The 21,823-nt window shown below is 62.1% G+C and carries 23 protein-coding genes; 11 read left to right on the top strand and 12 right to left on the bottom strand.

Translation table 11 applies throughout. From position 1 onward, the window contains the following. Window positions 1–15 precede the first annotated feature (15 nt). Entirely contained in the window at window positions 16–378 is a 363-nt protein-coding gene (locus tag ACQY5P_RS13610) for a LapA family protein (protein ID WP_428407412.1), read from the bottom strand. 111 nt (window positions 379–489) lie between these two features. Here ACQY5P_RS13610 and ACQY5P_RS13605 point away from each other — a divergent pair, with 111 nt between their 5' ends. Further along, the gene (locus ACQY5P_RS13605; RefSeq protein ID WP_428410665.1) at window positions 490–1,191 is read left to right on the top strand and encodes a Fe2+-dependent dioxygenase; all 702 of its coding nucleotides are present in this window, start codon (window positions 490–492) and stop codon (window positions 1,189–1,191) included. A 3-nt stretch (window positions 1,192–1,194) separates the two neighbouring features. Here the strand turns inward: ACQY5P_RS13605 and ACQY5P_RS13600 are convergent, their stop codons facing one another. Together ACQY5P_RS13600 and ACQY5P_RS13595 are read right to left on the bottom strand one after the other, a co-directional pair. Then, complete coding sequence (locus tag ACQY5P_RS13600; RefSeq protein ID WP_428407411.1) at window positions 1,195–2,208, bottom strand: hypothetical protein; 1,014 nt, start codon at window positions 2,206–2,208, stop codon at window positions 1,195–1,197. A 56-nt stretch (window positions 2,209–2,264) separates the two neighbouring features. After that, the gene (locus tag ACQY5P_RS13595) at window positions 2,265–2,582 is read right to left on the bottom strand and encodes an integration host factor subunit beta (RefSeq protein ID WP_428407410.1); all 318 of its coding nucleotides are present in this window, start codon (window positions 2,580–2,582) and stop codon (window positions 2,265–2,267) included. 125 nt (window positions 2,583–2,707) lie between these two features. On the opposite strand from ACQY5P_RS13595, the gene ACQY5P_RS13590 reads away from it, so the two are divergent. The 7 genes from ACQY5P_RS13590 (at window position 2,708) to ACQY5P_RS13560 (ending at window position 8,531) form a co-directional block, all read left to right on the top strand. After that, entirely contained in the window at window positions 2,708–3,487 is a 780-nt protein-coding gene (locus tag ACQY5P_RS13590; RefSeq protein ID WP_428407409.1) for a class I SAM-dependent methyltransferase, read from the top strand. A 10-nt stretch (window positions 3,488–3,497) separates the two neighbouring features. Then, a complete protein-coding gene (ubiB, locus tag ACQY5P_RS13585) occupies window positions 3,498–5,027 on the top strand; it encodes a 2-polyprenylphenol 6-hydroxylase (RefSeq protein ID WP_428407408.1) in 1,530 nt (509 codons plus the stop codon). An 88-nt stretch (window positions 5,028–5,115) separates the two neighbouring features. Then, window positions 5,116–5,721: a hypothetical protein gene (locus tag ACQY5P_RS13580; RefSeq protein WP_428407407.1), complete on the top strand. Its 606-nt coding sequence runs from the start codon at window positions 5,116–5,118 to the stop codon at window positions 5,719–5,721. Between the two features lie 31 nt (window positions 5,722–5,752). Further along, entirely contained in the window at window positions 5,753–6,982 is a 1,230-nt protein-coding gene (gene coaBC / locus ACQY5P_RS13575) for a bifunctional phosphopantothenoylcysteine decarboxylase/phosphopantothenate--cysteine ligase CoaBC (protein WP_428407406.1), read from the top strand. A gap of 5 nt (window positions 6,983–6,987) precedes the next feature. After that, the gene (locus ACQY5P_RS13570; protein WP_428407405.1) at window positions 6,988–7,356 is read left to right on the top strand and encodes a DUF6249 domain-containing protein; all 369 of its coding nucleotides are present in this window, start codon (window positions 6,988–6,990) and stop codon (window positions 7,354–7,356) included. Window positions 7,357–7,362: 6 nt separating this feature from the next. Next, window positions 7,363–7,977 (top strand): nicotinamide riboside transporter PnuC, encoded by a 615-nt coding sequence (gene pnuC, locus ACQY5P_RS13565; RefSeq protein WP_428407404.1) that lies wholly within the window; start codon window positions 7,363–7,365, stop codon window positions 7,975–7,977. Further along, window positions 7,974–8,531: an AAA family ATPase gene (locus tag ACQY5P_RS13560; RefSeq protein ID WP_428407403.1), complete on the top strand. Its 558-nt coding sequence runs from the start codon at window positions 7,974–7,976 to the stop codon at window positions 8,529–8,531. Before pnuC ends, ACQY5P_RS13560 begins: the two co-directional genes overlap by 4 nt. A gap of 961 nt (window positions 8,532–9,492) precedes the next feature. Here the strand turns inward: ACQY5P_RS13560 and ACQY5P_RS13555 are convergent. The 9 genes from ACQY5P_RS13555 to obgE form a co-directional block, all read right to left on the bottom strand. Continuing rightward, the gene (locus ACQY5P_RS13555; RefSeq protein ID WP_428407402.1) at window positions 9,493–10,176 is read right to left on the bottom strand and encodes an RluA family pseudouridine synthase; all 684 of its coding nucleotides are present in this window, start codon (window positions 10,174–10,176) and stop codon (window positions 9,493–9,495) included. Beyond that, on the bottom strand, window positions 10,177–10,686 hold the full coding sequence (locus ACQY5P_RS13550) for an RNA pyrophosphohydrolase (protein WP_428407401.1): 510 nt from the start codon (window positions 10,684–10,686) through the stop codon (window positions 10,177–10,179). Between the two features lie 48 nt (window positions 10,687–10,734). Next, window positions 10,735–12,018, bottom strand: a complete 1,284-nt coding sequence (locus ACQY5P_RS13545) for a divergent polysaccharide deacetylase family protein (protein ID WP_428407400.1) — start codon at window positions 12,016–12,018, stop codon at window positions 10,735–10,737. Window positions 12,019–12,177: 159 nt separating this feature from the next. Continuing rightward, window positions 12,178–13,692 (bottom strand): S41 family peptidase, encoded by a 1,515-nt coding sequence (locus tag ACQY5P_RS13540; RefSeq protein ID WP_428407399.1) that lies wholly within the window; start codon window positions 13,690–13,692, stop codon window positions 12,178–12,180. A 29-nt stretch (window positions 13,693–13,721) separates the two neighbouring features. Beyond that, window positions 13,722–14,945: a murein hydrolase activator EnvC family protein gene (locus ACQY5P_RS13535; RefSeq protein WP_428407398.1), complete on the bottom strand. Its 1,224-nt coding sequence runs from the start codon at window positions 14,943–14,945 to the stop codon at window positions 13,722–13,724. Next, window positions 14,942–15,424 carry a 23S rRNA (pseudouridine(1915)-N(3))-methyltransferase RlmH gene (gene rlmH / locus ACQY5P_RS13530; protein WP_428407397.1) on the bottom strand — a complete coding sequence of 161 codons (483 nt, stop codon included), beginning with the start codon at window positions 15,422–15,424 and terminating at the stop codon, window positions 14,942–14,944. Before rlmH ends, ACQY5P_RS13535 begins: the two co-directional genes overlap by 4 nt. A gap of 23 nt (window positions 15,425–15,447) precedes the next feature. Continuing rightward, window positions 15,448–15,810, bottom strand: a complete 363-nt coding sequence (gene rsfS / locus ACQY5P_RS13525) for a ribosome silencing factor (protein ID WP_428410664.1) — start codon at window positions 15,808–15,810, stop codon at window positions 15,448–15,450. A gap of 188 nt (window positions 15,811–15,998) precedes the next feature. Next, on the bottom strand, window positions 15,999–17,594 hold the full coding sequence (gene egtD, locus ACQY5P_RS13520) for an L-histidine N(alpha)-methyltransferase (RefSeq protein ID WP_428407396.1): 1,596 nt from the start codon (window positions 17,592–17,594) through the stop codon (window positions 15,999–16,001). Between the two features lie 79 nt (window positions 17,595–17,673). Further along, window positions 17,674–18,723, bottom strand: a complete 1,050-nt coding sequence (gene obgE / locus ACQY5P_RS13515; RefSeq protein WP_428407395.1) for a GTPase ObgE — start codon at window positions 18,721–18,723, stop codon at window positions 17,674–17,676. A gap of 127 nt (window positions 18,724–18,850) precedes the next feature. On the opposite strand from obgE, the gene ACQY5P_RS13510 reads away from it, so the two are divergent. The 3 genes from ACQY5P_RS13510 to ACQY5P_RS13500 all read left to right on the top strand — a co-directional run bounded on the left by ACQY5P_RS13510 (window position 18,851) and on the right by ACQY5P_RS13500 (window position 21,509). Then, entirely contained in the window at window positions 18,851–19,951 is a 1,101-nt protein-coding gene (locus ACQY5P_RS13510; RefSeq protein WP_428407394.1) for an NADH:flavin oxidoreductase, read from the top strand. An 11-nt stretch (window positions 19,952–19,962) separates the two neighbouring features. Beyond that, window positions 19,963–20,631, top strand: coding sequence for a glutathione S-transferase family protein (locus ACQY5P_RS13505; protein ID WP_428407393.1), 669 nt, complete (start codon window positions 19,963–19,965; stop codon window positions 20,629–20,631). 98 nt (window positions 20,632–20,729) lie between these two features. Then, window positions 20,730–21,509 (top strand): LolA family protein, encoded by a 780-nt coding sequence (locus tag ACQY5P_RS13500; protein ID WP_428407392.1) that lies wholly within the window; start codon window positions 20,730–20,732, stop codon window positions 21,507–21,509. The last annotated feature ends 314 nt before the right edge of the window (window positions 21,510–21,823 follow it).

Raw genomic sequence — 21,823 nt, 5'->3', positions numbered from 1 at the left:
ATCTTGGGAGAGACATCAGATATTGGTTGCTTCGAGTTTGAGGGGCTCGGCCGGATCCTCTTCAGGAGCCGCCTTAGGGTGACGCGCCTCATAGGCCGCCAGTTCCTTTTTCACCGCGCGCAGCTCGCGCCGGTTGTCCCGCGCCTGGGCGCGCGCCTCGCGGCCCGAAAGCCACTGGCCGGCGGCGCCGAGGGCGACGCCGACAAACAGCATGCCCATGAGCCAGAACCACAGGGGCAAAGCGGGCGTCGACATGGCCGGATTGTCGGGACGGAAAGGATCGAGGCTGATGGGCACCAGGGTGCGGTTCGCCACCAGGAACAGAACCGCGACGGCCAGGACCGGGATCCAGACTATGCGAAACAGCCATTTCTTCATTGCGGGCATTTTCTCACAGTCTCAAGGGTCTAGGCAATCGTCTGAGGCGCATTGAGGACGCGAGCCATTGCGGTTTTCTGAGGCTGCGTTATCTGAGCATCAGTCAGACGAATTGGGGCCGGCGGCGCAGATGCGCGGGAGGGCGTTATTTTCATTGAGATCGAAAACCTCTTGACCCCGCAGGAGCTCGCGCGGCTCGACCAGATTTTCGCGACTGCGAAATTCATCGACGGGCGCGCCTCCAATCCGCACAACCAGACCAAATACAACCTGCAGATCGATACGACGACGGATCTCTACCGCGAATCCACCAACATTCTCGGCCAATGCCTGTTGCGCTCCGAAGAGGTGCGCAATTTCGCGTTCATCCACCGCCTCGCCCCGCCGCTGATGGCGCGCTACCGCCCGGACATGAAATACGGCAAACACCCGGACAATGCGTTCCTGCCCATGCAGCCGACGCCGCTCCGTTCCGATATTTCCTGCACCATCTTCATCGCCGATCCGTCGACCTATGACGGCGGCGAGCTGACCATCCATCTCGGCTCCAAGCCGATCTCCATCAAAGGCAAGCGCGGGTCGGCGGTGCTCTACCCCTCAACCACGATCCATGAGGTCAGCCCCGTGACCCGCGGCGAGCGCCTCGTCGCCATCACCTTCATGGAAAGCCAGATCTGCGACGAGAAAAAGCGCGACCTCCTTTACACGCTGAACGAGGTTGCGGCGCTCGAAGGGCTAAAAATGGACTGGGAGAACCGGGTGCGGCTCGAACATGTGCGCCAGTCGCTGCACCGCATGTGGTCGACGTCGTAAAATTCAGGCCCAGCGGTCTAGGACGGCTTTCACTGTCTTGTGCTGCGCGCCGAGCCGCGCTAGCCAGTCCATGCCCTTGTTGATGTCGCTTGCGTGATTGCGCTGCGCCTCGGCGATGATGTCGCGCCGAAGCTGCGCATCGTAATCATGCTCGGGCGCCTTCGAATATTTTTTCATGATCGGGCTCGCCACGGCGGCGGAAATCTTCTCCCCCGGCGCAGCGACGCCAAGGACGGACGCCGCCGCGACCAACGTTTCCTCCGGCGATGTCAGGAGCCTGTCGAAATCGATCACGGGCAGGCTCGCGCGCGCCGCGGCTTCCGTTTCCGCCAGCCAGTTCAGCGCGGCGAGTTCGCCAGTGGAAAGTCCTGACAGCGGCGGCAGCGGAACCTGCACGTTAAGCCGGCGCCAGCGCATCTGCGCAAAGCCGCGAAGATCGTTGGCCGCATTCGGTCCGGCGAGCAACACGGCGAGATGAATGTCCGGCTTTTGCGAGATGTAAAGGGCGCGGGGTTCCGCCGGCAAAAGCTCCGCAGCAAGCCCGGTGCAGATGCTGGTCGCTTTGACCACCACCGAAGATGCGCCCCGCGCCCATAGCTTCTCGAGAAGTGCGAGCCGTTGCTTGGCCTTTTCGATTGTCAGCATGGCGCCGCCGCCTTCCGCACGATCAAACGCGAAGGCGCGGAGCGGCAAAGGTTCGCGCAGGGCGAGAGCGTCGCCCGCCGCGCCGAGCAGCCGCGACATCAGCGTCGAACCGCAATGGCCGGAATGAAAGATGTAGCTTGCCCGCGGCGCGGGCAGCGCGGCCGCGGCGGCCGCTGCATCGTCGGCCCTGACCCAGACCCCTTGCGTCTCTCGCGTCAGAATACGCTCATCGAGAAAGCTCGCTTCGCGCAAGGTCGAAACCGCGATCCGCGCCAACAGCAGCTGGTCCGGCGCCAGGGCGTATTGATGGGGAAAGACGCTCGCATCGCTTGCGAGCGCCGACAAAAACTCAGTCGCCAGATTTGGGTTCATGAGCGCGTCACCGCCGGCGCTTCCCTGCGCAGCGCCACCTTAAAGCGGCGCGCCGGTTACTCCGCCGGTTGCCGCGCGGCGCCGGAAAACCGGCCTTCGCCATTGAGGCGGTCGCGCAGCTCCTTGCCCGCCTTGAAGAAGGGCGACCATTTCTCCTCGATATGCACCGCCTCGCCGGAGCGCGGATTACGGCCGGTGCGCGCCGGGCGATGTTTCACCGAAAAGGCGCCGAAGCCGCGAAGCTCCACCCGGTCGCCGCGCGCCAGCGCGTCGGAGATTTCCTGAAACACGATGGAGACAATGCGCTCGATATCCCGGTGAAACAGGTTCGGATTTTCATCGGCGAGCTTTTGAACGAGTTCGGACTTGATCATGGCGGGTCCCCTTGCCACTGGCGCGGCGACGAAAACACCGCGAATTTCAAGCAGTTACACTGTCAAAAGGCTGATGCGGCGTCAAGGCGCTTTTCGCAAGGACTTCAAGGGATTAAGCCCTTTTCATGGATCAGTCCCGCGATGAGGAAACGTCTTTCGGCTTTCGCACCGTGAAAACGGAGGAGAAGGCGCGCCTGGTGCGCTCCGTCTTCGACAGCGTGGCGTCGAAATACGACCTGATGAACGACCTCATGTCCGGGGGCGTTCACCGGATCTGGAAATCTGTGTTCCTCGACCGCATCGGCCCCCGGCCGGCTGAGCGCCTGATCGACGTCGCGGGCGGCACCGGCGACATCGCCGCCGGTTTTCTGAACCGCGCTGACGCGCTTTCTACGGCGAAGGACAAGCCCCCCGCCAAAGCCGTCATCTGCGACATCAATTACGAGATGCTGAAAGCAGGCGAGGCGCGCGCCGACATGGCCGCCTTCGGCGACCGCCTGACCCGCGTGACGGGCGATGCAGAAAACCTTCCGTTCCCGGATAAATCCTTCGACGCCTATACGATCGCATTCGGCATCCGCAATGTGACCGACATGGATGCGGCGCTTCGCGAGGCGCATCGCGTGTTGAAACCAGGCGGGCGATTCTTTTGTCTCGAATTTTCGCACCCGATTACAGAAAGCCTGCAAAAGGCCTATGACGCCTATTCCTTCAACGTCATCCCCTGGCTCGGCGAAAAGGTCGCGGGCGACCGCGAAAGCTATCAGTATCTCATTGAATCGATCCGCAAATTTCCGGCGCAGGAGGCTTTCGCCGCGCGCATCCGCAAAGCAGGCTTCGCGCAGGTGAAATATGAAAATCTGACGGCGGGCGTTGCGGCGATCCATTCCGGCTGGCGGGTTTAGGCGGGCGCAAATGTTTTCCGCCTTCGCCGATTACGCACGCCTTGTTCGCGCCGGATGGACCCTGTCCCGCCGCGACGCGCTGATCCCGCATGAATTCGCGCATCTCGCCCCGGCGCCGGTGAAGCTCTTCGGCGCGCTGTCGCGCATCGGCGCCAACCGCAAGGGACGCCCCGGCGAGCGCCTCGCCCACGCCTTTGAACGGCTCGGACCCGCTTATGTGAAGCTCGGCCAGTTCATGGCGACGCGGCCGGACATTATCGGCTTTGAGATGGCCGGAGATCTCGGCCGGCTTCAAGACAAGATGCCGGCCTTTTCCGAAGAGGCCGCGCGCCGCGAAATCGAAGCCGCTTTCGGCAAGCCCGTGGGCGCGCTCTTCGACAATTTTTCTCCGCCCATCGCCGCCGCCTCCATCGCCCAGGCGCATCAGGCGCGGCTGAAGGACGGCCGCAAGGTCGCCGTCAAAATCCTCCGTCCCCGGATCGAACAGAAAGCCGGCGACGAATTCCGAGCCTTCTCCCGCGCGGCGCGCAATCTCGAAGCGATCTCCAAAACCGTCAGGCGCATGGAGCCGGTGAAATTCGTCGAGACCTTAAAAGCCGCCGCCGCCATCGAACTCGATCTCAGGATGGAAGCGGGCGCCGCCTCGGAACTCGCCGAGGACCTCGCCGATGAGCCTCGCGTGCGCGTGCCGGAGGTGATCTGGCCGCTCACCGCAAAGCGCATCCTCACCGTCGAATGGATCGACGGCACGCCCATGGGCGACCTCGCGGCGCTCGACCGCCGCGGGATCGACCGCAAGGCGCTGGCCAAGCTCGTCATTCATACATTCCTGAAACAGGCCCTGCATACGGGCTTTTTCCACGCCGACATGCATCAGGGCAATCTCATCGTCGACAATGAAGGCCGCCTTGCGCTTGTCGATTTCGGGATCATGGGCCGCCTCGATGAAAACACGCGCAATGTCTTTGCTGAGATCATCTACGGCTTCATCACCCGCAATTACAGCCGCACCGCCGAAGTGCACTTCACCGCCGGCTATGTGCCGCGCGGTCATTCCATGGAAGCCTTCGCGCAGGCGCTGCGCGCTGTCGGCGAGCCTTTGCAGGGCCGCAACGCCGCACAGGTCGACATGTCGCGCGTCCTGCAACAACTCTTCGACGTTACGGCGCTCTTCGACATGCATCTGCGGCCCGAGCTCGTTCTTCTCCAGCGCACCATGGTGACGGTGGAGGGCGTCGCGCGGCTTCTCGATCCTGAAATCGACATGTGGGCCGCCGCAACGCCGGTCGTGAAAGACTATGTGAACAAGGCCATCGGCCCCATGGCGCAAGCGGAAAAACTGAAAGCCGCGACGCTGAAAGCGATCGAGATCGCGCCGAAGCTCCCGCACTATGTGGAAACCATCGGCAAGGCCGCCGAGCTTTATGCGGCGCAAAACGCCGCCGGGCGCGCCGAACCGAAGGAACGCCCCGTAAGGCCTATGCTTTGGGCGCTGGCAGGGGCGGCTCTGGCTGCGGCGATTATGGTTTTCCTGCGGTAAACGCGCTCCTTAAAATTCAATCTTTCCGTCTAAATCTTTCTTCGCAATCCTCACCGATAAGCAACTTTCGCGAACGGGAGGGCGGCGCATGTTCGGCTTGAAGTTCGGGGGAGCGAGAAAACAGGAAACGGCGCCGCAAGGCGAGTTCATCACCGCACGGTTGAACGCAAAGGTTCAGCCTATCGACCGCGGCGATTATTACGAAGATCCGCTGACGGACATGCTGAAGGCGAAAGGCCTCGGCGAAGTGACCGGCGGCGGCACGCAGCTTACCGATGCGCCCTGCGGCATCGACTATTGCGATCTTGAAATCAGCGTTCACGAGGCGGATGAAGAAACCCTCGCCGCCATCGTGCAGCGCCTCAACGAACTCGGCGCGCCTCGGGGTTCGAGACTGATTGTTGAGTCGACCGGCAAACAGATTCCTTTCGGCGTCACGGAAGGGCTCGCAGTTTATCTCAACGGAAGCGATCTTCCCGACGAGGTCTATCGCACTTGCGACGTCAATCATGTGATCGACGAGTTCGACCGGCTTCTCGCCGGCAAAGGCGCCTTTCGCGGCTATTGGGAAGGCGACCGGGAGACCGCGCTTTTCTGCTATGGCGCGTCCTTCCCGGAGATGAAGGCTGCGCTGGAGCCGTTCCTCGCCTCCTACCCCCTTTGCGACAAGGCGCGCATCGAGCAGATCGCGTGACTTTGGCCCTCTGACACCCTATTTAGGGGCCATGACCGAACGACGCATTCTTCTCATCATCGGCGGCGGCATCGCCGCCTATAAGAGCCTCGAACTCATTCGCGAGCTCGCGCGCCGCGGCGTGAAAACCCGCGCCATCCTGACGCGCGCCGGCGCCGAATTCATCACGCCGCTGTCCGTCGCGTCGCTCTCCGGCGAGAAATGCTTCACCGATCTTTTCGACCTCACCGACGAGGCGGAGATGGGCCATATCGAACTGTCGCGCTCGGCGGAGCTCGTGGTCGTCGCGCCCGCGACCGCGGACCTCATGGCGAAGGCTGCGAACGGTATCGCCAACGACCTCGCCTCGACGGCGATCCTCGCCACCGACAAGAAAGTGATGTTCGCCCCGGCCATGAATGTCAGAATGTGGGAGCACGCGGCGACGCAGCGCAATCTCGAAACCCTCAAAAGCGACGGCTCGATGATCGTCGGCCCCGACAAGGGCGACATGGCCTGCGGCGAGTACGGTTACGGCCGCATGGCGGAGCCGATGCAGATCGCCGATGAGATCGAGGCGTATTTCCTCAAAGATTCCCACGGACCGCTGAAAGGCCGCAGAATTCTCGTCACTGCGGGCCCAACGGTGGAGCCCATCGACCCGGTGCGCTTCATCGCCAACCGCTCTTCGGGCAAGCAAGGCTACGCCATCGCGGCGGCGCTTCGGAATCTCGGCGCCGACGTCACCCTCGTCACCGGCCCGACCCATGAAAAACTGCCCGCAGGCGTCGACGTCAAACGCGTCCAGACCGCGCGCGAAATGATGGAGGCGTCGAACGCTGCCCTCCCGCTCGATTGCGCCGTCTGCTGCGCCGCCGTCGCCGATTACCGCCCGGAGATCGAGACGACCCACAAAATCAAGAAGGAGCGCGGCGGCCTCACCAATATTCCGCTGACGGAAAATCCGGACATCCTGAAGACCCTGTCGCAGATGAAGGAGGGCCGCCCGCGCCTTGTCGTGGGTTTCGCCGCCGAGACCGACGACGTCCTCGGCCATGCGGAGGCAAAACGCAACCGCAAGGGCTGCGACTGGATCGTCGCCAATGACGTCTCCCCCGGCGAGCATTGCGCCATGGGCGGCGAGCGCAATTCCATCATCCTCATCACCGACAAGGGCGATGAGGAATGGCCGGAAATGTCGAAGGCTGACGTCGCGCGCCAGCTCGCGGAGCGCATCGCAGACGCGCTGAAGGGCCCGACCCTCGTCAAGGCGGCGGAATAGGCGCCATGGAAGTCGCCATCCTCGTCCCGCTCATCGTGTTTGCGAGCATCGTTCTCATCATCGGCACGCCGTTTTACTTTCACCACCGCAACCGCCGCGTGATCTATGAGGCGATTAAGACGAGCGTCGAAAAAACCGGCGAAGCGGACCCGAAGCTGATCGCCGCCATCACTCACGATTCCATCGGCCCCAATGCGGATTTGCGCCGCGGCATCCTGCTCGCGAGCTTTGGCGCGGCGCTGTTCATCATCGGGCTTCTGTCGGATGCGGAGATGTTCGGCGCGCCGTTCTGGACCGTCGCGCTGATCCCGCTCCTCGCCGGCGGCGCCTATATCGCCTTCCATTTCTTCATCCCGCGCGAACCGACGGTTTAGACCCTCATGAGCGGGGAGGCATTTGCGTTTCTCCACGCCATGATCGGCGAGCGGCCAGTTGAAATCGCCGCCGTCTTTCTGGGCGTTGCGAACATCACGCTGCTCGTGCGCCGCTCGATCTGGAACTATCCCTTCGGCATCGTCATGGTCTCGCTTTACGCGTGGATCTTTTACGGCGCGAAGCTTTATTCCGACGCGCTTCTCCAGATCTTTTTCTTCGTGGTGCAGGTCTATGGCTGGGCCCACTGGCTCAGCCGGCGCGACGCCGAAGGTCTCGTCATCGTCGAGCGGATTTCGAAACGCGCGGCGGTTCTGTCGGCGCTCACCGCCCTTACCGGAACCGCGGCGCTGGGCGGCGTCATGGCGACCTGGACGGATGCGAGTTTTCCCTTCTGGGACGCCGCCATCGCGGTCCTTTCCGTCATCGCGCAGATCCTGCTTGCGCGTCGCATTCTCGAAAACTGGGCGCTATGGGTCGCAGTCGACATCCTCGCCATCGGGCTTTATTGGACCAAGGGTCTTTACCCCACGGCGGTTCTTTATCTCGTGTTTCTGGTGATCGCGGCCATAGGGTATTTCAACTGGCGGCGCGCCTACGCGCGGGGAGAAGCCGTGACGTGACCGAACCCATGCAGAAACGCCTGACGCTGCTTGGCCCCGAAAGCGTCGGCAAGACGACTCTCGCCGAACATCTCGCCAAACGTTTCGACACGCGGCTCGTGCGCGAATATGGGCGCACCTTCGACGAAAAGATCATGCAGCCCCGCTATAAACAGGGGAAGGGCTGGCGCGAACAGGACCTCACCACCATTGTCGAGACCCACGCCGCCATGCGCGCGGCGCTCAGCCCCCTCGCCGGCCCGCTCCTCATCGAAGACACCGACGCGCTGATGACTGCGGTGTGGGCGGAATATCTCTTGGGCGCGCCCTCGCCCATGGTGGAGGCCATGGCCCGCGCCACCCTCGCCGATCATTATCTCTTGCTCACGCCGGAAACGCCGTGGACGGACGATGGCGTCAGATACGCCGGCAAACAGGAAGAGCGCGAATGGTTCTTCAACGCCGCCAAGAAACGCCTCGACGACTGGGGCGCGCCCTATACGGTGATCAGCGGGGCGGATTGGGCGGAGCGGGAAAAGCAAGCGGTGAAGGTTGCTGAGGGGATCGTAAAGTAATTTCGAGTTTCCTCTTCCCCCGTTTACGGGGGAAGTATCCGCGAAGCGGGGGATGGGGGCAAGAGCGGGTATTAAAGCCCCCTCCGCCTCGCTACGCTCGGCACGTTGATTGGGGTTGGGGCCCCAATCAACCCCGCTCGCGGGGGAGGAGAAAATCGGCCTCAAATCACCACCTCAATAACGGGAAAAACACCCCAGACGCGCGAATTCTTCAATAAAACCCAGTGTTGGTGCGTAGTTATCCACCACCACTCAGGCGGCATTATCATCGAAAACAGTCCGGACGACGGAGAGGCGGTGAGCGCTGCCGTAACTCATCGGTCCGGATCGCGGCGCGCAAGAGGGAAGGCTTTACGGAGGCCGTTCCCTGTTGGCCGGTCGCAGCACCCGGGCTTTCTGGCGGCGTAACTCTGGCATGTAAAAACCGTCAGGGGTCGTCATTACGGCCGGGCCCGCCGACGCTGTAGAACGCCGCCGCGCGAGGCGCAAAGCCTCCTCAACTTAAATTGACCTGGAAGTTTTGCGTTTCGCGCAACCTCTCCACCTTATCCATTCGCTTTCACATGAAAGGCGGTGACCATGGTTCATGCCCGATTTGGCTATGCGCCCTCGCGAAAAACAGAAACAGCCCGCCTCGCGCGGAATTTTCCAGTTTGCCAGCCTTCGCTGGCGGGCGCGGGACGCGATGCGTCCATGTGCTTTTGCCAAGCGACGAGGATGTTTCGCGTTCCGCGCGCCTCTCCACTTTATGCGTTCGGGTTCATGGGAGCCGCGGCGGGATTTGCGTTTACTCCCCTCTCCCCCGAGGGGGAGAGGGGGCGGGGGTGAGGGGGCAGCCCGAAGAACAATAGGATGGTGAGTGCATTTTACCCAAGCGCCGGCGCACAAATAACAGCGCGTTTTAATTTGAAAGCACGACCACCCTCACCCCAACCCCTCTCCCGCCAGCGGGAGAGGGGCTTTAAGCGCCGAACCATTCCAACAACGCCTGCATCGCCTCCGGTGGCGGGGCCTCGGTGACGACCGGCTCCTTGTTTTTCGAAATTGGAATGACGAGGCGGCGGGCGTGCAGCATCATCGGATGGGCGCGGTCCTCCGCCGACAAGTTCCCATACTGAGGATCGCCGAGGATCGGCGCGCCGAGACTTTCCAGATGCACGCGGATCTGGTGGGTCCGGCCGGTTTTCGGTTTCGCCTCGATGAAGGCGAGGCCGTCTTTGCTCGCCAGCGTGCGATAGGTGGTGACGGCTTGTTGCCCGTCGTCGGCGATGACCACGCGCCAGCCGGACCCGCGGGTTTCTTTCTTCAAAGGCGCATCGACGGTCCCCGACAGTTTTTCGGGAACGCCTTTCGTAATCGCCCAATAAGTTTTCTCGATTTTGCCATCGGAGAACAGCTTGCCGAGTTTTCTTAGCGCTTTCGGATGGCGGCCCAGCACCAGACAGCCCGAGGTGTCACGGTCGAGGCGATGGGCCAGCGCCGGATCGCGCGGCAGGCCGAAACGCAGCGCCGCGAAATAGTTTTCGAGATTGTCGCCACCACCCGGCCCCGCATGCACCGGCAAACCGGCAGGCTTGTCGATCACCAGCATCAGCCCGTCGCGGTAGAGGAGACGGTCGAGAAGAAAGTCGGGCGCGTGTGTCATTTATTTTCGCGCGCGCAGGAAATCGCGCAGCGGCCGGAAGCCCTCGACGATATCCTCGTACACATGGCGCTTGAACGGCACGATCAGCGAGGGCGCCTCTTCCAGCTCGCCCCAGCGCCAGTCGTCAAATTCCTGATGATCGTCGGCCTCGAGATCGATCTCGTCATCGTCGCCGGTGAAGAGCATCGCCGCCCATTTCTGGCGCTGGCCCTTCCAGTTTTTCTTTTTGTAATCGGCGGGAAAATCATAGGCGAGCCAGCCGGGCGTCAGGCACAGAAGCGTCGCGGAGGAAACGCCGGTTTCTTCTTTCAGCTCGCGAAAGGCTGCGGCGGCGATGTCTTCCTCCGGATCGACGCCCCCTTGCGGCATCTGCCAGCGATAGTTCTCCGGCTCCTGCCCCAGATCGGAAAAATCGCCGACCCGGCGGCCGTAAAAGACTTTCCCTTTCGCGTTGAAAAGGGCGACGCCCACATTGGGGCGGAAGAATTTGAAAAGGTCTTTCTGGCTCATGGGCGCTTTCGGGTTCGGGTAAGGGCGGTTCCCCTTGCCTGCCCTCCCTTACCGAGTAGGCGCCGCGGTCCGCAAGAGCGCCGAGGCGGGCGCATGAGCGACGCCCTTTTTCTCCAGGGTTTTCGCCCAGTCGGCGATTTCGTCGATGGTCGCGGCGTAAGCGTAGGTCTTTCCGAGCGCCATGCCGTCGCGTTCGGCGATCTGTTCGAGCGCCGCGAGCTCGCGCCGGACGCTGCGCCGGTCGGCGTCATCGGCGGCCGCGGGGATCATGCGCGTCACCGTGGCGAGGGGGAGCCCGCCCGCGGCGCGCGCGGCGGCCCCCGTATCGTCCACATAGCCGACGCCGGCGACGCGCAGCTTTTCAAGCACCGGCGCCATGGCCGCTGCATCGGCGGAGAATTTCGCGCCCATATAATTGGTCGCCGCGAAATAGCCGCCGAAACGCGACATCAGCCAGTCGAGACGCTGAAGGTTTTCTTCCGCGCCGCGCGAAGTGAGGAGCGCCGCGGCGCCCAGCGCCTCCGCATTGGCGCCGTAGCCTTCCATGGGAAGCTCGATCAGCACTTCATGGCCGGCGTCGCGGGCTTTCTTGGTCCAGAAATCGAGGTTTTTGGCGTAAGGCGCGAAGGAGAGCGACACTTCCGGCGGGAGATCGTCGATGGCGCGTTCGGTGACCGCCGTGTTGAGGCCGAGGCCGCCGACAATCACTGCGACGCGCGGTTTCGTGCGCGGGCCGTCAAAGCTCCTCGCATAGTAACTGACCGCTTTTCTGCCATCGGGGGCGATGCGCGGCGCCTTGCCGAGCGCCGTCGACCGCAGGAGCGCGCTGTCGGGATCAGGAATAGGCGTTACGGCGCGCGTCAGCGAGGCGGCGACGACGGGTTTTGCTTTCGCGCCGGGGATGGTGATGATCACATCGTCCGCGCTGTAAGCGACATCGTCATACTCGCCCTCGGGAAACTCCTCTTCATAGAGAAGCTCGTTTTCATTCTCCGCATAAAGATCGTTTTCGCCGGGATAGATGAGGACGAGGCCGTCTTCCGTTTCTTCCGTCTCCGCGCTTGGGTTCATTTCGGCGAGTTGCGGGCCGCCGGACGGCGCCTCGCGCAGGGCCGGCGCCGCGATGCGCTCCTCCGTGCCGGGAGCAGGCGTCGGCGCGCGTGCGAAAAGTTCGATCCCGTTCACAGGCAAAGCGATGCGTCCCGGCCCTTCGCCGCTCTGCGCGAAATAGAAGATCGCGCCCCCGGCGCCGGCGAAAAGCGCAACCGACCCGAGCCACGCCCAGGCAAGACGGCTCAAAACCGGCGCTTTCATTCGTCTGCGGCGAGGCATGGGCCCTTCATTTCTGCCAGCGGGATTTCCGCGCGCGTTATGACGCCGCGCCCGGCATGGGGCGGCGTTCAACACGCCAAATTAGGGAAAATAGGGTTAACCAAACGAAAACGGGGCCCAAAAGGGCCCCGAATCGCTGCTGAATTCTATAATGTTCGGCTAGTGCGCGGACGCCTCTTCCGAGCGCGCAGCGCCCGCGTCCGCGAGCGCCTGGCGGTAGGCCGAGGCGTCAGCGAGAATTTCGAGCGCGCGGCGAAGCTGGCAATCGACCGGGATCTTGTCGCCTTCTTCCGTGCCCGCTTCGAAGGAGCACAGGAACGGCTCGACTTTCGGGCCTTCAGCGACGGCCTCTTCGCCTTCCGCCTCATCGTCGGTTTCGGCGACATCGAGCGCGTTCGGCAGATCTTTCTCGCCCGGGCGCTCGCCCAGTTCGTCCTGGCCCGGATAGATCACCGGCATTGCGATGTCGGGATCGATGCCATGGGCCTGAATGGAGCGGCCAGAGGGCGTGTAATAACGCTGGGTCGTCAGGCGCAGGGCGCCCTGAAGCCCGTTCTGCAGCGGAATGACGGTCTGCACCGAGCCCTTGCCGAAAGACTTTGTGCCGAGGAGGAGCGCGCGATTGCGGTCCTGCAACGCGCCGGCGACGATTTCAGAAGCCGAGGCCGATCCGCCATTGATGAGAACGATGATCGGCTTGCCGTTCAGCTTGTCGCCGGGCGTTCCCATTTCACGCATGGTGTCGCGCGGACGGCGGCCTTTGGTGGAGACGATTTCGCCGCCATTGAGGAACGCGTCGGAGACCGCCACGGCCTGATCGAGGAGCCCGCCCGGGTTGGAGCGCAGATCGAGGATCAGCCCCTTCGGACCGCCGGGGATGTCTTTTTCAAAGCCTTTGAGCGTGTTCAACAGGCCGTCGCGGGTCTGTTCCGAGAAGTTCGAGATGCGGATATAGCCGAAATCGCCTTTGCCTTTCCCTTGCGCGCAATCGCGCTGGGTCTGGCGGCTGAGCGGCAGGGCGCCGATGGCGCAGCCCGTCACCGACTGCACCGTGACGATGTCGCGCACGAGAGTAAGATCGAACGGCTCTTTTTCGCGATCACGCACCACCGCGATGTCGATCTTGGTGCCCTTCTCGCCTTTGAGTTTCGAAATCGCCTCGTCGAGGGACATGCCGTAAACGTCTTCGCCGTTGATCTCGACGATCAAGTCGCCGCTCTGCATGCCGGCGCGCGCCGCGGGCGTATCGTCGATGGGGCTGACGACTTTCACATAGCCTTTATCGGGGCCCTCATTGTCCATCTGGACCTGAATGCCGAGACCGGCGAAAGAACCGCGGGTCTGCTCCTGCATGGTCTGAAAATCTTCAGCGGTGAGATAGCTCGAATGCGGGTCGAGCGTGTCGAGCATGCCGTTAATCGCACCTTCGATGAGATCGGCGTCCACCGGGTTCTCGACGTAATTCTCATGCACCTGCTCAAAGACCTCGCCGAAGAGGTCGAGCTGGCGGAACGTGTCGGCGGAAATCGCCGCTCTTGCGAAGACCGCGCTCGAAAGAACGCCGAAAACGAGCGCGCCGCCGCAGGCCGCGGCAACCAACGCGCCCCCGGAATAGCGCTTGCCGCGCGAATGGACGGTCGAGGAACGAAGAGCGGATTTAGGGCTTTTGACCATTGATAATCTACACCTTGCTTTGCCCGCCTTCAGCGCAGGCTTTCCATAGTTTTGCGGGAGAGCCACAACGCCGGGTTAACAGGCTCTCCATTTTTGCGGATCTCGAGATCCAAAGTCGCGCCCCCGCCGGCCATTTCCGCCACCGGCTCTCCGGCGGCGATTTTCTGGTTCTCCTCAACGAAGATACGGCCAACGCCTACTAACAATATATGGTAGCCTTCCCCGACGTCCAGAACGATCATGTTTCCGACCGGCTCCCAATTCTGCGCAAATCGGACCCGCCCCTCGAAAGGCGCGGTCACAATAGCTTGATCCCGAACGGAAAAACGGAGTCCTTCAAAAATTCCGCCTTCCGGCCGGGGTTTGCCGAAATCTCCTGTTAACCTTCCCGCGACCGGCGCCCGCAGGACGCCAAGCGCGTCCGCGAAGGCTTTTGCGGTGATGACCGGCTCCGGTTCGGCGCGCTTGATGCTCGGCAGGTTCGGAGTGGAGGTCGGCTCCGGCGCTACGCGCTGGGGCGGCGCAGGCTTGATCCGGGGCGTAATGAGATGGGCGAGGCGCGAGAGCCGTTCGATCACCTCGCGCAGGGTCGAGGCCTGGGCGGCGATCCGCGCCGTTTCTCTCTGCGCCGAAGCCGCGAGCGCCTGGGCGACGTCGCGCTCCTCTTCCTTTTTGGCAAGTAGCTCAGCGAGCACGTCACGGCGGGCGGCGAGCGCATCGTTTTCACGGGCGAAGCTTTTGCGGTCGCGGTCGAGTTCGGCCGCAAGCTCGGCAAGGCGCTCGATCGCCGCGCGCAACCGCGCCGCACGGGCTTCGACTTCCGGCGCGGCGTCGGAAAGAAGCATCGCGGCGCGCGCCGCCTCGTTGGCGTCTTCCGGGTTGACGAGCAGCGCAGGCGGACGAGACATTTCCAGCGACTGCAGCGCCGCGAGAACATCCGACAGATTCTCGCTTTCCTTTTTCAGCGCCCGTTCGGCTTCGGCCTTTTCCGCTTCAAGCTCATCGATGGAATCTTCGAGACCGGCGATCTTGCGCTCCGAGTCCTGAATGGAATTCGCCGTCTCGATCATGCTGTTGCGTAGCGCGGCAACCTCGCGCTGTTTGGCGGCGGCTTCGTTCCTGAGGCGCTTTTCCTCCTCGGCGCGCTCCTTCAATTGTTGTTCAACGGCTTTCAGCTCATCGGGATCGACCTGCCCGCGCGCGGCATGCGGCGCGAGGAACGCGAGAGCGACAAGGAAAAGCCGAAGCGTCATGAACGATGATAGGGGTGGCCGGAAAGGATGGTCATGGAGCGGTATAGTTGCTCCGCCAGCATCGCCCTGACAAGCATGTGGGGCCAGGTAGCTTTTCCAAATGAGATGATATGATCGGCTTTTTCCCGCAAGGCGGCGTCATGGCCGTCTGCGCCGCCGATCAGAAACGCCGCCGCCGGGGCGCCGTCATCACGCAATCGCTCCAATAGGCCTGCGAATTTTTCGCTGGAAATATTTTCCCCACGCTCATCGAGCGCGAAGAGTTTGGCGCCGGAAGGGGCGGCCCCGAGAAGGAACTCGGCTTCACGCTGTTTCAGCGCATCGCCGGATAGCGCTCTCGGCGCTTCGAATTCCTGCAAGGCGACATCCGGAAAACCAATGCGGCGGCCGAAGCCGCGCGCTCGATCAAGATAATCCTCAACGAGCGCCGCTTCCGGGCCGCCGCGCATTTTGCCGATTGCGGCGATCACGAGCCGCATAGGCGGACTTCCTTAGATTACGCTCAGGCGTCAGACTTGGAGGGCGCGTGCGCCGCTTCCGACCAGACGCGCTCGAGATTGTAGAAGTCGCGCACTTCCGGACGGAAGAGATGAACGATCACGTCTTCCGCATCGATCAGCACCCAGTCGCAGGCGGTCTTGCCTTCGATCCGGGCGCGGCCGAGGCCGGCGTCTTTGAGACGACGCAACACTTTGTCCGCCATGGCGCCCACATGGCGCGCAGAACGGCCCGAGGCGATGACCATGGCGTCCGCAATGTCTGACTTGCCCGCAAGCGGGATGGTCACGACATTTTCCGCCTTGTCGTCATCAAGTTCCTGCAGGATTAGGGACAAAATCGTCTGGCTGCGTTCTTCGGGACTCAGGCGCGATAACGCGTCTTCCGCTCCCTGATCCAGACCGGTCTGGTTCGACACCAGACCCAGTGCGGCCTTGCCGGCGGCCGCGGCGCCTTGCTGTGCGTTCAGCTCCGCTCTCCATGCGCTGCGCGGGACCCTTCCCGTATTTCAAATATAAGGGCGTTTCCCGCCGGCTCCAACCGGCGGGGCGCAAATTATCTGTGGCCCAAAAGGCACGCGGCGAACCAGCCTTTCCGGTCGGTCCATGATTTCTCAAGGCGCCAGGGGGTTTGGTTAACCAGCGCCTCGAATTTTTCGAGGGTGAATTTGTGGGAGTTTTCCGTGTGCAGGGTCTCCCCCGCCTCGAACGGAAACTCGCGCCCATCGAGTTCGATGACCGTCGGGCGCACTGCGCGCAGGTGCATCTCGATGCGGTCTTCGTCTTCATTGTAGAACGCATGATGCTCGAAATCGTCGGGGTCGAGCTTGGCGCCGAGTTCCGATTTCATCCGCCTAAGGAGGTTCATATTGAACGCCGCCGTAACGCCGCGCGTGTCATTATAGGCCGCCTCCAGAATGTTCTTGTCCTTGACAAGGTCGAACCCCACAAGAAACTGCGACCCTTCTCCCAGCGTTTCCGCCGCGCGCGTTAAAAAGTTTTTCGCCGCATCGCGCGTCATGTTGCCGATGGTGGAGCCCGGAAAATATCCGAGCCACTGATCCGACGGCGGCAGAACGCCTTTTGGAAGGGTGATGGGCGAATGAAAATCGGCGCAGACCGCAGCCACCGGGATCGGCAGGACCTCCGCCATTGCTGACGCGCTTTCGAGAAGATGGTCGCGGGAAATGTCCATGGCCACATAGGCGGCGGGGTCTTTCAGCCCTTTGACCAGCCACTCGATTTTTTCACTGGACCCGGAGCCGTATTCGAAAATCGCCGCGTTCGGACCGATGGCGGTTGTGATCTCGCCGGCGTTTTCCTCGAAAACCTTTCGTTCCGTGCGGGTCGGATAATATTCCTCAAGCTCCGTGATTTGATCGAACAGTTTCGAGCCAGTCTCGTCATAGAAATATTTCGGCGAGATCGACTTCTGCAATTTGGAGAGCCCCTCGATCACGTCGGCGCGGAAATCGCCGAGATCGGGATGAAGATCGAGAAAAAAGGCGAGCGCCCCGCAAGGCGCGATAAGGTCGTCGGGACGGTCTATGGTCAGTGAGTGGCTGATTTTTCTGCTCCGGATCGTGGTTGAAGAAAGGGGGTTCTCCGTATCCGCGAAGAACACCCAGGCGGGCGGCACAGTTTCACTGAGCGACATGGCGTCGTCAGAATTTATGCGGAAGGGCGCGAATTCTTTCGCGGCTTCGCTGGCGAGGGCTTCCTCGCCATGGCCGGGGCGATTGAAAACCGCCATCGGCACGGTTTCGGCGATATGCCGCCAGTCCTTCCAGCGGTGAAAATTTGTCAGCCCGTCAGCCCCCATGAGCCAGACAAAGGCGGCGTTGGGATTGATAGCCTGCAGTGCGTCGAGGGTTTCGGCGGTGTATTGGAGGCCCCGGCGGCGTTCGAAATCGCTGACGACGATGTCTGGATGATTGGCGACGATCCGCGCGAGCCGCAGCCGGTCGTCATAGCCGGCGTAAATCTTCGGGTCTTTCAACGGGTTGCCGGGCGTCACCAGCCACCAGACGGCGTCGAGCCCCAGCCGTTCCAGCGCCGCGAGAGAAATCTCGCGGTGGCCCTGATGCGGAGGATTGAACGACCCACCCAGCAATCCAATGCGGCGGCGCTCTGTCTTCTGGCTTGGCGGCAAGGACCATCCCCGACTGCGGCGGGCCTTACTTAGCGGGGGTGCGCAGGGAATCCAACCGGCGAGCGCGATCAAAGAACCGTTACGGCGTCCAGTGATCGTCTTCGGGCTCAACCTCTGCCGGCTTTATCTGTTCGCCCCGCGCGGCGGCGGCGAGCGCCATCAGCTTGTGCAACATCGCCTGCATGCCTTTGCCGGTTGCGCCGGAAATGAGCTGCACATCGGCGCCTGAGGCTTCGCTGAGCGCGGCTTTGCGTTCTTCAATTTCTTCCGGCGTCAGCGCGTCGATCTTGTTGAGCGCAACGATTTCCCGCTTTTTCGCAAGCTCTTCGCCATAGGCCTCAAGCTCGCCGCGCACTGTGCGCCATGCGCCGGCGACATCTTCCTGCGTTCCATCGACGAGATGGAGCAGCGCCGCGCAACGCTCTACATGCCCTAGGAAGCGGTCGCCGATCCCCGCGCCTTCATGGGCGCCTTCGATGAGACCCGGAATATCCGCGAGGACGAAACTCTGCCCCTCGCCCACGCGCACAACGCCGAGATTGGGATGCAGCGTTGTAAACGGATAGTCGGCGATCTTCGGCTTCGCGGCGGAGACGGCGGCGAGGAATGTCGACTTGCCCGCGTTCGGCAGTCCGACGAGCCCGATATCGGCGATCAGTTTCAGGCGCAGCCAGATGGTGCGTTGCTCGCCCGGCTGGCCGGGATTGGCCCGGCGCGGCGCCTGGTTCGTTGAGGTCTTGAAATGCGCGTTGCCGAAACCCCCATTGCCGCCCTTGGCGAGAAGCACGCGCTCGCCCGGCTCATCGAGATCGGCGATCAGGGTTTCCTCGTCTTCCTCGAAAATCTGGGTCCCGACTGGCACCTTGATGACGAGATCGTCGCCGGAAGCGCCGGTGCGGTTCGAGCCTTCACCGGGACGGCCGCCCTTCGCCTTGAAATGCTGCTGGTAGCGATAGTCGATCAGCGTGTTGAGGTTCTCGACCGCCTCGGCCCAGACGTGGCCGCCCGCGCCGCCGTCGCCGCCATTGGGTCCGCCGAACTCGACGAATTTCTCGCGCCGGAACGACAGGCACCCGGCGCCGCCGGCGCCGCTTTGAATGTAGATTTTCGCGCGATCGAGGAATTTCATGGGGGCCGTCTACACGCCCGGCCGCGCCGGGCCAACCGGATTCTCACATCACTGCGATGCATCCGTGTCTTTTGGCCTCCCGCCCAGTATATGTTCGGCTGCTCAGATAATTACGCAGAAAGAGATCATGACCGACACGCGCATCCTTTTCGAACCTGTCCGCTTCGACAATCTCTCCCTCAATAACCGCATAGTCATGGCGCCCATGACGCGGAGCTTTTCGCCGGGCAACGTTCCGGGCGAGGATGTCGCCGCTTATTACCGCCGCCGCGCCGAAGGCGATGTGGGGCTGATCCTGACCGAAGGCGTCTCCACCAACGAGACTACAGCCACCGGCACGCCGAATGTCCCGAACATCGTGACGGACGCTGCGAAAGACGGCTGGAAAAAGGTCGTCGACGGCGTTCACGAAGCGGGCGGCAAGATCGGCATCCAGCTCTGGCATGAAGGACCTTACCGCAACCCGGCCAAGACGGCGCATCCTGACGTTCCGTCCTGGTCGGCGTCGGGGATCAAGGTTGCCGGCAAGGCGCTGTGGGAGCCGATGACCGAAGCGGAAATCGAGACCGCGATCACCGAGTTTGTCGACGCCGCCGTCGCCGCGAAGGAAATCGGATTCGACGCCATCGAGTTTCACGGCGCCCATTCCTATCTCATCGACAGCTTCTTCTGGGATCAGACGAACCTGCGCAACGACAAATGGGGCGGCGATTGGCAAGGCCGTACGCGCTTCGCAGCCGAGATCATCCGCCGCACGCGTGAGAAAGTCGGCGCGGACTATCCGCTGATCATCCGTCTCTCCCAATGGAAGCAGCAGGACTTCGCCGCCAAGAACGCGAAGACTCCGCAGGAAATGGAACATTGGCTGACGCCGCTGGTTGAGGCCGGGATCGATATTTTCCATCTGTCGCAGCGGCGTTTCTGGGAGTCGGCCTTTGAAGGTTCTGCGCTCAACGATGCGGGCTGGGCCAAGAAACTCACTGGTAAACCGGCGATTTCCGTCGGCTCCGTGGGGCTTTCCGGCGAGTTCACTGCGGCCTATGCGGGCGAAAGTTCCGAACCCGCTAGCCTCGACCGGCTTGTGGAAATGATGGAGCGTGAGGAGTTCGACCTCATCGCCGTCGGGCGCGCCTTGTTGCAGGACCCGGACTGGGCGGTGAAAATCCGCGACGGACGCAAAGACGAGCTTAAGACCTTCACAAAAGAAGCCCTCGGAACGCTTTACTAGGAATATTCCTTATGCTGATAGTCCATCATCTCGAGAACTCCCGCTCGCAGCGCATTCTGTGGCTGCTCGAGGAACTGGGCGTTCCCTATGACATCAAACATTACAAGCGGGACGAGAAAACCAATCTCGCGCCGCCGGAACTGAAAGCCGTTCATCCGCTCGGCAAGTCGCCGGTGATCGAAGACAACGGAAAAGTCTTCGCCGAAACCGGCGCCATGATCGAACATATTCTCGACGCCTATGGCCCGGGCAAATTGCGGCCCCAGGCCGGAACGCCCGCCTTCGACAAATACCGTTACTGGCTGCATGCGGCGGAAGGAACCTACATGCCGCCGCTGGTGTTCACGCTTTTCGTCAATCGCATCGAAGCGGCGCCCATGCCCTTCTTTGCAAAACCCATCGCAAAGAAAATCGCAAATTCAATCCGCGAAGGCTATCTCGATCACACCATGAAGGCGCAGTATGATTTTCTAGAAGCCGCCCTCGCCAACTCTCCATGGCTCGCCGGCGGCGACATCACTGCGGCGGACATCATCATGAGCTTTCCCGTAGAGGCGTTTTCGTCGCGAGGCAAAAGCGACGGTTATCCGAACATCGCCGCCTATCTGATGCGCTTTCAGTCCCGGCCCGCTTACCGCCGCGCGCTGGAGCGGGGCGGACCTTACGCGCTTCTGAAATAACGAATTTGTGTGGGCTCGCCTTTTCATCGCCATAATCGCAGCTTCCTTTGAACACGGGCCTTGCCTAGATAGAGCATGAAGAAACACCGGAGCCCCCGATGAGCCTTGCCGTTTTGTCCGCCATTACACTGATGTGCCTCGACGGCGCCATGGCCGCCCGTCCTGCGCAAGAAATCGTGCTGGCTCAAGCTGATATAAAGGCGGCAGAAACGGCTTCGGTTGACGAAATCCGCGCTGAAGATGTGGCGAAGCCTGCCGTCAAAACCGCCGAGCCCGGCGCCGACGCGGTCAGCACTGACCTTCAGGACGAATATGAAGGCCCCCTCGCCTTTTACGGCGAAAGCGACGAAGCGGTTGTTGAAAAGCTGATTGCCTGGCTCGAAGGGCTCGACACGCTGCAGGGCGAGTTCACCCAGGTCGCGCCCTCGGGCGCCGTCTCGGAAGGCAAGTTCTATCTTCGACGGCCGGGTCTTCTTCGCTTCGACTATGAGCCGCCGGCGCCGCTGTTGATCGTCGCCAATGGCGGCATGGTCTATGTGCGCGACGAGGAACTCGAAACGACGGATTCTTATCCTGCCGGTAAAACCCCGTTGAAATTTCTGTTGCAGAAAAAAATCGATCGTGACGATGCGCGTATTGTCGCCGTCGATCGCGGCGTCGATACGATCGCCGTCACCTTCGCGTCAGACGATGAAGAAACCGAAGGCGAACTGACGGTCATCGCCGATGCCCCGGACCTGAAACTGCGTCGCTGGATCGTGCGCGATCTGCAGGGCGGGATCACCGTCGTCACGCTCGAGAATGTCGTTTACGGCGAGCGGCTCGCCAACAGTCTCTTTGCCGCACCCGAAGCGGGCGGCCGCTTTCTTGACCGCTGATCATATCGCGCCGCAACAGTTTGCCATTTTGTAACAGTGTCACACGCAAGTTTTTTTTCGCTCTCCTATTGAAAAAATGGTCGCTGATGCGTTAATGTAACACTACGCGATGGGCACTAGATGTCGGGCCGGCGTTGCCCCCCCGCTTGCAGGCCTGACGAGCCAGTCGCGTCGCCGGAATATCCCCTCCCGGCGTAGGCGCAACAGCGCAGCTTGGCGTCCGATCTTTAAGGTCGGACGCCTTTTTCTTGGCGCTCGCGGCGCCCTGACAAGGGCCGTTTGAAAGCCTACATAGGCCAAATGCCGCAAGGACC

This window comes from Hyphococcus sp., from assembly GCF_965267305.1.
Lineage (GTDB): Bacteria > Pseudomonadota > Alphaproteobacteria > Caulobacterales > Parvularculaceae > Hyphococcus.
This window is presented reverse-complemented; position numbering and strand designations above follow the sequence as displayed.

Coding starts and splice junctions, on each gene's coding strand:
- ACQY5P_RS13610 (WP_428407412.1), bottom strand. CDS start 378: ATGAAGAAATGGCTGTTTCGCATAGTCTGGATCCCGGTCCTGGCCGTC.
- ACQY5P_RS13600 (WP_428407411.1), bottom strand. CDS start 2,208: ATGAACCCAAATCTGGCGACTGAGTTTTTGTCGGCGCTCGCAAGCGAT.
- ACQY5P_RS13595 (WP_428407410.1), bottom strand. CDS start 2,582: ATGATCAAGTCCGAACTCGTTCAAAAGCTCGCCGATGAAAATCCGAAC.
- ACQY5P_RS13590 (WP_428407409.1), top strand. CDS start 2,708: ATGGATCAGTCCCGCGATGAGGAAACGTCTTTCGGCTTTCGCACCGTG.
- ubiB (WP_428407408.1), top strand. CDS start 3,498: ATGTTTTCCGCCTTCGCCGATTACGCACGCCTTGTTCGCGCCGGATGG.
- ACQY5P_RS13580 (WP_428407407.1), top strand. CDS start 5,116: ATGTTCGGCTTGAAGTTCGGGGGAGCGAGAAAACAGGAAACGGCGCCG.
- coaBC (WP_428407406.1), top strand. CDS start 5,753: ATGACCGAACGACGCATTCTTCTCATCATCGGCGGCGGCATCGCCGCC.
- ACQY5P_RS13570 (WP_428407405.1), top strand. CDS start 6,988: ATGGAAGTCGCCATCCTCGTCCCGCTCATCGTGTTTGCGAGCATCGTT.
- pnuC (WP_428407404.1), top strand. CDS start 7,363: ATGAGCGGGGAGGCATTTGCGTTTCTCCACGCCATGATCGGCGAGCGG.
- ACQY5P_RS13555 (WP_428407402.1), bottom strand. CDS start 10,176: ATGACACACGCGCCCGACTTTCTTCTCGACCGTCTCCTCTACCGCGAC.
- ACQY5P_RS13550 (WP_428407401.1), bottom strand. CDS start 10,686: ATGAGCCAGAAAGACCTTTTCAAATTCTTCCGCCCCAATGTGGGCGTC.
- ACQY5P_RS13545 (WP_428407400.1), bottom strand. CDS start 12,018: ATGCCTCGCCGCAGACGAATGAAAGCGCCGGTTTTGAGCCGTCTTGCC.
- ACQY5P_RS13540 (WP_428407399.1), bottom strand. CDS start 13,692: ATGGTCAAAAGCCCTAAATCCGCTCTTCGTTCCTCGACCGTCCATTCG.
- ACQY5P_RS13535 (WP_428407398.1), bottom strand. CDS start 14,945: ATGACGCTTCGGCTTTTCCTTGTCGCTCTCGCGTTCCTCGCGCCGCAT.
- rlmH (WP_428407397.1), bottom strand. CDS start 15,424: ATGCGGCTCGTGATCGCCGCAATCGGCAAAATGCGCGGCGGCCCGGAA.
- obgE (WP_428407395.1), bottom strand. CDS start 18,723: ATGAAATTCCTCGATCGCGCGAAAATCTACATTCAAAGCGGCGCCGGC.
- ACQY5P_RS13510 (WP_428407394.1), top strand. CDS start 18,851: ATGACCGACACGCGCATCCTTTTCGAACCTGTCCGCTTCGACAATCTC.
- ACQY5P_RS13505 (WP_428407393.1), top strand. CDS start 19,963: ATGCTGATAGTCCATCATCTCGAGAACTCCCGCTCGCAGCGCATTCTG.
- ACQY5P_RS13500 (WP_428407392.1), top strand. CDS start 20,730: ATGAGCCTTGCCGTTTTGTCCGCCATTACACTGATGTGCCTCGACGGC.